The organism is Coleofasciculus sp. F4-SAH-05, from assembly GCF_040222985.1.
GTDB classification, from domain to species: Bacteria; Cyanobacteriota; Cyanobacteriia; order Cyanobacteriales; family Coleofasciculaceae; genus Coleofasciculus; species Coleofasciculus chthonoplastes.
In genome coordinates, this window is record NZ_JAVKBY010000179.1 from 38,060 (window position 1) to 49,568 (window position 11,509).

The window sequence follows — 11,509 nt, forward strand, 5'->3', positions numbered from 1 at the left end:
GAGAACACCTCGGACTTCGGCGTGAGTTAATGGTGGGGTTAGGGCGGGTTTTGTTGTTCAGTTAATGGGAACAAAGTGAATGAAGTCCCTAAACCCGCCCCTACAAATGACAAATGACGAATGACAAATGACAAATGACGAATGACAAATGACGAATGACGAATGACAAATGACGAATGACAAATGACGAATGACGAATGACGAATGACAAATGACAAATGACGAATGACAAATGACGAATGACAAATGACGAATGACAATCCTCGCCATTAACTTTAATTTTTACACCTACTTACTTCCCTATTCCCTAAAGCAACGAATTAATTCTGCCACAGACCAAGCTTGGGCGATCGCACCTTGGGGGAGATGGGGTTCGTCTCCATCGAAAATCTCGGAAATAGACCCGATACAGGCTTGGTGCTGAAGATGATCCAGCAAAGGTTTCCAGTCAAAGGGAAGCGGTTGTGTAGGATAGAAACGTTTCCACGCCCGACAAAAGGGTCCAATCAGCCAACTCCACACTGTTCCTTGGTGGTAAGCACTATCCCGATGCCAGCGATCGCCATTATAATAACCAATGTATTCAGGATCAGCCGGATCAAGGCTTCGCAAACCGTAGGGAGTCAACAAGCGATCGCGTGCTACTTGCAAAGCCTGTCGCGCTTGATTCTCTGCAAAGCCACAATGATACAGAGACAGCGCCACTACCGCATTGGGGCGAATTTGAGCATTGCGGTGATCATCGGGTTCTATGGTGTCATAAAAGTATTTTTTATCGGGATTCCAAAACCGCTGCAATGACGTTTTTACCTGTTGTGCTTGCTGGATATAATACTGAGTATGATGCAACAAACGCACCCGATCTTTAACCGCCCCCGTTGCCATTTTTTCAGTCCATTTACCAATCCAACATAAGGACGAATACCAAAGCGCATTAATTTCAATAACTTTTCCCAGACGTGGTGTAATCGGTTGACCATCCAGCACCACATCCATCCAGGTAATCGCCACATCCGGCGCTTCCCAGGTTAGCAATCCATCTACAGCATCAACTTGAATATTGTAACGAGTACCTGCGGTATAAGCTTTGTAGATTTTTCGCACCGTGGGATATTGCTCAATCAAAAAATCCCAATCTTGGGTGATTTCCAAATACAATCCCAAAGTTTCCAGCCACCACAAAGACGCATCAATACTGTTATAAATCGGATCAGTCTCTGCATCGGGAAAGGTATTGGGAATTAAACCATCGCGACAATAATTACCAAAGGTTTTGAGTAGTCCCCTGGCTAAAGTAAAACGTCCTGTCGCTAATGCCAATCCGGGCAAAGCAATCAGTGTATCCCGCCCCCAATCATTAAACCAGGGATAGCCAGCCATCACCGTTGGACTACTAATCGAGGCGCACCAGGCAATAAACTGATCACCCGCTTTGAGTAACTGACGCCAAGTCGTCTCCCACTCAGCTTTCCCTAGAAGGGCGGGTTTAGTTAAGTTATTGGTTTGGCGCCATAAGTTATCTGTCAAACCCGCCCCTACACCCCCTGCTGCTGTCGCCACTAACTGATTTTGTCGCTCTTTTTCCCCTTGCACCGCCGCCTCAAACACTTGAGCATTTAACTGGAGCGCTGCTGTATCTTGAGGACATCCCACCCGCGCTTCCAAGGTAACGGTTGCGCCCGGTTCCAGAGAAATAGTAAGATAGCCAGGACTATAGAGATCTTCGCGATCGCCTAACCCGCGCTGGTTTTCTTCAGGATAGTAGTAATTCCAATACCACAATTCATCCGGTTGATACTCCCCTACACTCCAACCCAACTGCCAAGGCGTACCCACTTGATCCGGGCGCATGGCTTGCAGGTAAAGGCATTGATGTCCAATTAATTGAGAGAATTGTAAATTTTCTTCGTCGAATTGCTGGTGATGAAAGTTGCGATCGGCAATCAAAGGACGTAACCTTAAGGTTGCCACCTCACTACCTTGATAGCGATACTGAATCAGAATCCGGTGGCAAAACTGGCGTGTTTCCCGAAACCCTTCTTCATCCTCAACTAACCCGTAAGGCATAACGAGTTGACGTGTCAATTGCCACTGCTGGTATCCCCAAACCCACTCAGGAACAGGATCAGAGTCGAAAGAGCGCAAAAATTGATAGCCTACCGGATCAATAGTCTTACCCCCATTCCAGAAATTGGTCGAAAGCGCCCAAATCTTGCCCCCGATCTCCAGACTGGTATCCAAATGAGAGAATAATAACGTCCGTTGTCGGGGCGGATCGAGTGCAGCAATCAACCAGCCGTGATAGGTGCGAGTACGAGCATCACATACCGTACCACTGGCAAAACTACCTAATCCATTCGTGAGTAGCCATTCCCGTCGATCTAAATAATGCACCACAACGTTTTTCTCCCAACAGAACACCTAATCAGTTGTCGCAGAAGCTTTGGTATTGCTTTGACACGGCTTCTCCAGCTTAAAAACCCAATACTTTTACTGGAAGTAGTATAGTTTAGCGAATAATCGTTTTATATCAATTTACCCAAGAAAAAATTAAGGTTTCACCCTAATTTGACGTAAAGAACGATAGAACTGAGCCAATAGGCAATCCCATCATCTTTGCTAGTTGGGTTACGGCTCCTGCTGTCAATGAGCGATCGCGAAATGGTACTGGCTGATTCGGGTGTTTTGGGAGTATGCTCGATATCTGTATGATTAAGAAATTCAATGTGCCAGCCCCGTGTCTTAGTCGTTACCTCTTGTACTGGACAAAAGCGATTTAAATCTGAAAATCAGTTGACATTAGAGGATTTTAAGGATACAGCCCGACTCCAGCACCGAGAGGCGGAGTTAGCCAAATTCGCTTGTCCTGCGAATCAGATGTACACAGGGCAACAGCACCTCAGAGCAATGGAGGGAGTAGAGTTACTGCGCCAGTCTCTGGGGCGGGAAGCAGTACATGTGGTGATTCTTTCTGCGGGTTATGGATTAATCCCTGAAGACAGAACTATCGTGCCATACCAAGTCACCTTCAACACCTCGACTCCGCTCGGTGTTGACGCTGAGCGGAGTCGAAGCGTCAACACCTCGACTCCGCTCGGTGTTGACGCTGAGCGGAGTCGAAGCGTCAATCGGATGAAAGGCTATCAGGTGGATGAGTGGGCTTCTGTTTTGGGGATACGTCAAGCCTTTGAACGTGCGATCGCGGATTACGACTTGGTATTTTTGTTACTGGGGAAGAACTATTTGCGATCGCTCTCTCTTCCGGTTGAAACCTCGCCCACCCAGACTCTTGTATTTTTAGCATCAAAAACCAGTGCCAAATACATCCGCGAGTTAGCAGCCAAGACGTTTGTTTTTGCTCTGTCTAACGTAGAAGCCAAACGGTATCGCTATGGATTGGTCGGTTTAAAAGGATTTCTCTTCAAGCGGTTTGCCCAGTGGGTAACCCAGGAGACCCAGATCTTACAACAAGTTTACCAGGAGCCAGAAGTCTTTAGGCAGGTTATGGAACAAGAACCTGTTCAACTAGAACTGCCTCTGGAATTGCCAAAAATGCGTCATTCCGTTAAGTCAGTTAAGACTAGAAAAAAAAAGCTGTCTAAAAAAACTGACTTTTTTCCTATCCCTGACCTTCCCCAGGCTCCGAATTGGCATTTAGGGATGCAGTATTTTATCCCAGAATGGGATGACAGAGTTGATCCAGGATATGATTTTACTACCGATATTTTCACCGCTAATCGAGATACATATTTAGATGATATATACGCTCATCAGATTTATGATTTACCCAACTATGACGGAGTATTAGTATCAAAAGTAGTTGTGGATAAAAGCAAGAAAAAAAAAGAATACATAGAAAGAAATGGAATTCACTATTTTGTACGCTTTTCGGGCAAACTAATGGGAGACTGTGGCGCATTCGGCTATATTAAAGAGTCGGAACCTCCTTACACGACTGACGAAATCCTGGACTACTATGAGCAACTGGGTTTCAATTATGGAGTCAGCATTGACCACCTGATTGTGGGACTATTTGCTCAATCGGGAGTGAAAGAAAAGCGCTATAATTTGACCCTCAAGAATGCTGAGGAGTTTATCCAAAAGCATAGAGCTGGAAACTATCATTTTACGCCTATTGGTGTAGCTCAAGGGTGGAATCCAGACTCATACTCTAAAGCTGTTAAGGACATCATTGGCATGGGATATGATTACGTTGCTTTAGGAGGACTTGCGAGAACACCCAGCCACGAAATTATCGAAACTCTTGAAGCCATTTCCCCCTACTTAACTCCAAACACGCGGATGCATTTGTTTGGCGTTGGACGAATTAATGCGACTCCAGCTTTCCGTCATTTAGGTGTGACGAGTTTTGATTCAGCCAGTGCTTTGCGGAGTGCTTGGCTAGATTCAGCCGCCAATTACCATACTATCTCTGGCAAACAATATGCGGCTGTCCGTATTCCCCCAGTAGAACGCTCAGGCTTGCGAGTCAAGCGTGTGCTGGAAGCTGGGATATCTGATCGAGAAACTCTGAAGCGGCTTGAAGAAAACTCACTCAAAGCTATACGGGAATTTGATGCAGAAAAGCTGACTTTAGAGGAAACTCTAGACATACTGTTAGCTTATGACGAGTTGTTAGAATTGCCCCGTGACGGTCAGGTAAACCCTGAAGCTAAAGCTAGACGCTTGAGCAAACATGAAAAGATGTACAGGGAACTCTTGACAGATAAGCCTTGGAAATCATGCGATTGTCAAATCTGCCAAGACCTTGGCATTGACGTTGTGATTTTTCGAGGAAACGATCGCAATCGTAGACGAGGATTTCATAATACATTTGTTTTCTATAAAAGGTTTAAGGAGTTATTCAAATAATCAATTGAATCTTATAGTTTTTTGAATAAAATTGCTAGAATGAATGTTGGTAACCGATAAGTCATTCATTTGCGAGCAATAAAAGGTGACCAGAAAATTTTTACCCGTTTTCTCTTTAGACTGGGCGGGTCTATTGAAGAAATTAGAAAATCTAGAAGGAGACTTTGGCATACTCGCTCCTGTCTCCTGCTACAATAAACTCCTGATGAGGATTCGCGAACTGAATAAACCCTTTTTCATTGACAGCAGTGTTTTTGAAAATCAGGGTAATCCCTGGTACTGTCAACTTTATTGTGAGTTTATCCATAATCGATGGGTGCGTGAATTGCGTTTGGCAGATGAGCTACAGTTGCGCCAGACAATAAAAAACTATTTAGCTCGCTGCGACAATTTCAGTCCAGATTACGTTTTTGCTCCTGATATTATTGGAGAGCCACTACTGTCTTTGTATCTCGCCCGACTCAGTTGGGAAGAATACTGGCGTCAGCCCAGAGCTTATGCTTTGATTGGGGTTGTTCAGGTCGGAGCGGTACTCTACAATTGGCGTCAACAGCCAGTACCTCAGTTGGACTCTTTTCCACCCCATTACGATTCACCCAGAAGTTTTCTTGCTTCCCTGATCAGTGCGTACCGAAATATGGGTTATCAGTACATTGCTCTGGGAGGTTTACTGAAAGCTGATACTACCATGCCAACTGGTCTAAAGTTTGGTTTATCCCCTCAGGAATTGGATGAATTACTAGCCTGGAGCCGACCCGAATTTGTTTTGGGAGGTCTGGCATTAACTCGTCTGGAAGTCTTGAGGAAGCATAATGTTTGGGCTGATTCTACCAATTGGCTTTGGTGGGATGCTCGTTATGACCAGCAACGATTTGGGCATCGAAATGCTTTACAGGAGAGTTTAGGGTGAGCTTTGACCTAAAAACTCATATTTCAGTTGGTTCCAAGGAAATCACCTGATCGGGTGACAAAAGTCCTCCAACTTTCACGACTTTCAGTTCGCCACGTTCCTCAGGGTTTTGCTCTCTGACTTTAGTGATCGCCTCTTTTACTCTCTTAGCTTGAGCAATATAGATTTTCTCATCACCTTTCAGCACCCAGATGGGTTCAGAGAAGGTGTATCGAGGGTGAAGCACAGCCTTGTGAATGACTTGATGGGTGAACTGAGTGATTTGCTCGATATCGGCATCATTCAAAAATTCGCCCAACTCGGATTGAAAAGACTGTCTGAGTTCTGCTGTTGGAATGTGTTCGGTAACTTGCTCTGTTTGCGTGGGTGAGGGTTTGGGAGATCCTGATTGACTGTGTGCCTGCACCACCACCGATTCGATGAAGGGGTTGACCTGAGTCATAATCGAGTCAAAGTCCCGCTCCATTAACACATTACCAAGATGTTCTCTCAGCAGGGTTCTCAGCTTGTCATCGGAGATATTGATACCACAGGTTCTTAAATAGACGGGAAGCCGTTCTCCCCAATCCCGACCACAACCAACTTCCCCATTAGAGGCATCTTCAGCCTCGACCAGTTCCATCAGGCGTTGATAACGAGTCTCACTATCGGTCATCCTGTGGGATTGTGTGGTTTGTTGCTCTTTTGGCGAAGCTGATGCTTCGGGATTAGAAGTGGGGAACGATTGAGTCATGGTTCTTGCTGTAGAGTTTCAAAATAAATGAGATTGTCAGGATCTTCAGGATCGCAACCGCAATCGAGTAGACCCACTCTCAGCTTTCTGTAAAATCCTAACGCACCTGGCAGAGCGTGTAAGCCGATTCTGCCTTGATAGGCTAATTCATAACTCCGCGCGATAGCGAAGCGCTGCTGCGAAGCGCAGATCGCAAAGTCAATTAAGTTTCCGCCAACCCCTTTGTAAGTTGGAGGATTCATAATCGCAGGTCTATTCCAGGGAGCCGTTGCTAGCGCTCTAATGTAAACTAATCGACGTCTGAATTGAGATTCAATCTGACAGCGCTTTTTCAAAACGTCGATGGTCATTAAGCCTTGAGTAACGCCATCACACTCAATCGCATATAGCTCATCTCCAGGTAACAGCTTGGCTCGACGACTCTTAGCGACCCAATTCCAGTACTCATCCTCGGCTCCAGTCCCCTGAAGTTGGGGTTCCCAAAGCGTTTCGGCATCGTTCAAGTGTTTCTGGGTCACCTCTGTCAGGATGGCATTAACGACCTGCCGATCTTGAACTCTTAGAAGGTAAAGAGGGCGATTCAACTCGCACAGAACAACTCGACACCTGTTCTATCATAAGACTTGCTGTTCCACACAAGTAAACCAATCCGCCTATTTTTACTCAAAATCCACTGTCTACTCATATAACACCGCTCACAGGCGCAATACCGACAAACTCACGCAATACCTTATGGCACGCATCTACTGTTGTCTTCGTATTAGAAATAATCGGTTCTCCAGTCGCGCCAATTTGGATTACTCCTCGCTCACGCCATAAGTCGTTAGAACGCTGCCAATCTATCTCCCGTAGTCTCGCCAACCATTTAACAAACTCTTCCTCTGGCACACCCTCTAAGTAGAAGTCACGAGCTAGCATTCCCAAAGCCTGGAACATAATAGCTGTTACTGCCAGTGACTCCTGTCTTTGCACACAGCGCTCCTCTTTGCTGGTCAGTTTCCAGGGATCATTAGGCAGAACGCTTGCGACTGCTGCCCAAAATGTTGCGAGCCAATCAATTTTAGGCTCCAAATCCTGCTTAGATTTCAGATTTGGAAAAGCATTTCGGGTTGCTAATACTAAGGTAGAAAGGGTCATTAACTTGGGATTGTGTTTACCCAAGCCATTCTCAACCATCTCCACATTGTTGCGGAACTGGGGAACTCGCTTGATTAATTCTTTGGCAATTAAAACGGTAGGCGATCGCTTGTCGAAATAGTGAGCGAGTGAAACGCTTGGTCTTTGGACTAAAAGGTTTTGGTCGCGGAAGGCTTGACGTTCTTCCTCCAATGACAGTCCAGCATATAAGAGGACTCCCACTTCGAGTTGGGAAAGGATTGGTAGATATTGGGGTTGTTCTTTCTGGATATCTTTTAGCGCCTGACGGATACCAAAACATCTATGCTGACCGTCGGTTAGGCGCAGAGTAACCGAGTGATAAGGGAGAAAAATACTGCCGTCTCTGTAGGTTGGCGGTGGTTGAACGTTGACGCAAATCGGCGGGAAAAACGTCGTACCATCCTGGTAAGTCTCCAGAATATAGCGTGCGATCGCTTTAACTCGTGTAGCGTTGGGTTTGCGCTGGGCGAAGTCTGGTAAATCTGGCTGATGGGGAACGTAGAGATGACCATCATCAAGCAGTCGGGCGATATCGCCAAAAAACAGACTAGCAACATAGCTTTGATGTTCATCCTGCGAACCCCGACGAATAGGCACAGCCCGGAGTACAAGTTCCATTATTGATTCCTTTGAGAGGGGAGCAACTCTTTTCTTTTACATTGTACTCATGTATACATGGTGGCTACCTTTCTGTCAAGGGGAATAGAATGCGTGAGACCCCCTTCAGGCAATCCAACCTTGTCTTCAACAGTCCGCGTACCGGGTGAACTTTACGAAACGCTGCGCCAAATCAGGCTTTCACTTGAAAGCGAACACCAAAGTGCTGCACCTACTGTCCAGGATATGATCAGCGTCGCTCTGAAAAGATTCATCAATGATTGGGAGAACCCTGACAAGCAAAGTCAGCTTTTAGGTGAGTTACTAGAGCATCGCAGAGTTGCCCGTTCAAACATGGGTAAGAAAAGAATTGACGGCAGCTAGACGGTGGTGACGGTATGACATTGGCTAACTTTGAATCGCCTCAGCAATCTACTTACCCTAGAAAATGATAAGTCCCAACACTAAAAACACCGACCAACTCATTTTGCGTCATCTAGAGGATATTGAGCAGGAGCGGATTAACTTTGGTCTCTACGAAACCTATGTCACAAAGGCTGACATAATACAGCGTGCCCAAGAAAAGTGTGAAAACTTGGACGAGGCTGAATTAGAAGAAGGGTTAGCCAGTTTAGAAGAGCAAAGGTGGGTGCTGAAGCTGGATGAGAACCACTATCGCTCACGAATTAGCGAGATTGTCCGACTCCTCAAGAATGTTAAGCAACGGTTTCGCCCCAATGATGCCCAAAGCGCACCTTATCTAATCCAATCCATCCGTGTTGAGTTTGCCGATCGCCGCAGGTTGGCGCGTAAGACTAAGTTTAAAGAAATTATTAAACAGTTATTTAAAAACAGTAAAAATCTTAGACTCAAGCATCTAGATAACGCTCGCAAAGTTGTTCAAAATGGTTTTTGTAAAGCCCTAAACAAAGAACTAGACGAAGTAAAACTAACCAGCGTGCAAGAACGGGCATTGCAGCAAATCACTCAGAAATATTTCCAGCGTAAGGGACAGGGATATGTAATTACTGGCAACACTGGTAGTGGTAAAACTGAAGCTGCGTTACTTCCTCTGTTACTTGGAGCCTTGCAGGAGAAGATGAACGATATTGTGGGATGTAAAATCATCCTAGTTTATCCTAGGCAGACTTTAGCCAAAAATCAGTTAGAGCGACTCAGCCAGTATGTAGCCTTCATTAACCAGCAAGTGTATAGAATGGCAAGGAGTGGAGTATCGAATCAAGATTTGACTGTAGGAATTGCCTTTGGTGACACTCCATTAAATGACGAGGAACTGCGTAATGGATATAAAAAAGATGGAAAACTCCAACGTGGACGTTGGAAAAAGCAGGATGAGAAATACCAACTCCCGTACTTCACAGACACAAATGGAGATCCCGTCTATGCAATCAATCTAGCCAAGGGTGAATGTACCCTAACACCTGCTGACAACAGTTGGGAGTTAGAGAGCTTTAAGGCTACGCGCAGCGCTATTCAAAGCAATCCACCAGATGTGCTAATTATCACCACTGAAATGCTGCATCGGTGGTTGATAGACCCTACATTCAATGATTTCTTCGGCTTACCGACTCGCCGAGATTTTCCACCAAATTTCTGCGCTCCACGAGCTGTTGTATTCGACGAAATTCACCTCTATGACACTATACACGGCGCTCAGATTGGCTTGCTGATTCGCCGTTTACGCCATCGACTACAACAGGCAATGCATTCGTATGATGGAGAATTTTGGCAATACCCACTGATGTTGGGGATGAGTGCAACGATTGGTAATCCTCAAAAGTTTTGGCAGGAACTTAGCGGGGTTCCGTATGTAGATGAGATTTCACCAGATGAACAGAAGGACATGGAAGATGCTCAGGGACGAGAGTATTTCCTGTTCATTCGCCCAGAAACATACTCGCGTGGCAAACCTGTAGGAGATGCCTCGACAGCAATCCAGACGATCATGGCGATCGCCCACAATATGCGTCGGCGAGACAGTGATGGGAAAGAACCCCCTAAGTTCAAAAGCCTCGTGTTTCAAGACTCTATCAGTAAAGTCAAAAAGTTAGCACTTGAGTTCCACGATGCCGAAACAAACAGGAATCTAGCACGCTACAGACTTCAGCGACTTAACTTCAGCCAAGACGTACTAACCTCTCCAGAGTTTCTGGATGGTGAATATTGGTACTTTGATGCTGAAGACCCCGATCAATACTCCACACAACGCCAACCCGGAACAGAAGCGCGATCGCTCACTTCAATGCCTTTTCCAGTGTACAGCGGTAGTGGTAAAGGAGATATCGAAATTCTGCTGCAAGACATCATCTTTGCTACTACTTCATTAGAAGTTGGCTACGACGACGCTAGCATCCAATTTGTAATGCAGCACCACGCCCCTCGTAACCCAGCCAGCTTTGTGCAAAAGAAGGGCAGGGCTGGTCGTTCCCTCCAAGACCGTCCTATCACTGCGGTCACCCTCTCGCAAAACTCTTACAAGGATGCCTTCTATTATCAGAACCCGCAACTCCTCTACAATCCTTCCGACTACCGCCCACCTCTCAACGTCGATAACTACTTTGTGCAGCAGTTTCAAACCATTGCCCTAATCTTTGACGAGTTGGCGCGTCTCAGACAACGGCGAGACTTACTCCAGGGAAACTTCAGTAGTGTTGAAGAGCATTTGGACGAAATACAGCAGGAGTTGGATAAATCCGAGATTGAGCAGAAACTTCAGTACGCTTACAAGTGTGTAACAGGCAAATCGTTTCAAAAAGTTCACCCTAATTGGAGAGAGATATGGGATTGGTTTAAAAGACGGATGCTTGAAGATGATATCCGTTATAACTTTGGAAAAAACAACAATCTGCTCCAGATTTGTCCAGACTTACCAGACAACCTGTTTAGCTCAATCAATCTGCCTACAGTTCGGGTTATGTTTTCGGGAGGCGGGGAGCCAGAAAACTGGTCTGGGGCAAACGAGGATATTTCTCTTGCTTTCTTAGAATTGGCTCCTGGCAAAATCACGCGCCGTTATAGAAACGCCGTAAAACCCACATCCTTTTAGGTGTGGGATATAAGGCGGGTCATCGGAGGTACGGAGATGACCAAACTATCTGGTCTTCTGATTTTCAATGTAACGCTTAACCGTCTCACTACTGACATTTCCCGCCGTTGAACAAAAAAAGCTTCTAGTCCACATACTTGGCTTTGAGCCACTTGACCTACAAGCACAGGCT

At 45.7% G+C, this 11,509-nt stretch carries 10 protein-coding genes; 4 read left to right on the top strand and 6 right to left on the bottom strand.

What is annotated here, in order from left to right; translation table 11 throughout:
- Positions 1-57: 57 nt before the first annotated feature.
- Together RIG27_RS21245 and RIG27_RS21250 are read right to left on the bottom strand one after the other, a co-directional pair.
- Positions 58-270: a hypothetical protein gene (locus RIG27_RS21245; protein ID WP_446348451.1), complete on the bottom strand. Its 213-nt coding sequence runs from the start codon at positions 268-270 to the stop codon at positions 58-60.
- Positions 271-300: 30 nt separating this feature from the next.
- Entirely contained in the window at positions 301-2,394 is a 2,094-nt protein-coding gene (locus RIG27_RS21250; RefSeq protein ID WP_446348466.1) for an amylo-alpha-1,6-glucosidase, read from the bottom strand.
- A 330-nt stretch (positions 2,395-2,724) separates the two neighbouring features.
- On the opposite strand from RIG27_RS21250, the gene dpdA reads away from it, so the two are divergent.
- Positions 2,725-4,872, top strand: a complete 2,148-nt coding sequence (gene dpdA / locus RIG27_RS21255; RefSeq protein WP_446348453.1) for a tRNA-guanine transglycosylase DpdA — start codon at positions 2,725-2,727, stop codon at positions 4,870-4,872.
- Positions 4,873-4,957: 85 nt separating this feature from the next.
- The gene (locus RIG27_RS21260) at positions 4,958-5,782 is read left to right on the top strand and encodes a hypothetical protein (protein ID WP_446348455.1); all 825 of its coding nucleotides are present in this window, start codon (positions 4,958-4,960) and stop codon (positions 5,780-5,782) included.
- Between the two features lie 16 nt (positions 5,783-5,798).
- On the opposite strand, the gene RIG27_RS21265 is transcribed toward RIG27_RS21260, so the two are convergent.
- The 3 genes from RIG27_RS21265 to RIG27_RS21275 form a co-directional block, all read right to left on the bottom strand.
- Entirely contained in the window at positions 5,799-6,515 is a 717-nt protein-coding gene (locus RIG27_RS21265; RefSeq protein ID WP_446348457.1) for a hypothetical protein, read from the bottom strand.
- Positions 6,512-7,033 carry a hypothetical protein gene (locus RIG27_RS21270; protein ID WP_446348459.1) on the bottom strand — a complete coding sequence of 174 codons (522 nt, stop codon included), beginning with the start codon at positions 7,031-7,033 and terminating at the stop codon, positions 6,512-6,514. The genes RIG27_RS21265 and RIG27_RS21270 overlap by 4 nt, the downstream gene beginning before the upstream one ends.
- Positions 7,034-7,196: 163 nt before the next feature.
- The gene (locus RIG27_RS21275) at positions 7,197-8,291 is read right to left on the bottom strand and encodes a DNA sulfur modification protein DndB (protein ID WP_446348461.1); all 1,095 of its coding nucleotides are present in this window, start codon (positions 8,289-8,291) and stop codon (positions 7,197-7,199) included.
- A gap of 120 nt (positions 8,292-8,411) precedes the next feature.
- Here RIG27_RS21275 and RIG27_RS21280 point away from each other — a divergent pair, with 120 nt between their 5' ends.
- Both RIG27_RS21280 and RIG27_RS21285 read left to right on the top strand, forming a co-directional pair.
- Positions 8,412-8,654 (top strand): hypothetical protein, encoded by a 243-nt coding sequence (locus tag RIG27_RS21280; RefSeq protein WP_283363020.1) that lies wholly within the window; start codon positions 8,412-8,414, stop codon positions 8,652-8,654.
- 64 nt (positions 8,655-8,718) lie between these two features.
- Positions 8,719-11,337, top strand: a complete 2,619-nt coding sequence (locus RIG27_RS21285) for a DEAD/DEAH box helicase (RefSeq protein WP_446348463.1) — start codon at positions 8,719-8,721, stop codon at positions 11,335-11,337.
- 45 nt (positions 11,338-11,382) lie between these two features.
- On the opposite strand, the gene RIG27_RS21290 is transcribed toward RIG27_RS21285, so the two are convergent.
- A partial coding sequence (locus tag RIG27_RS21290; protein ID WP_446348468.1) for a transposase occupies positions 11,383-11,509 on the bottom strand: 127 nt, incomplete at its 5' end.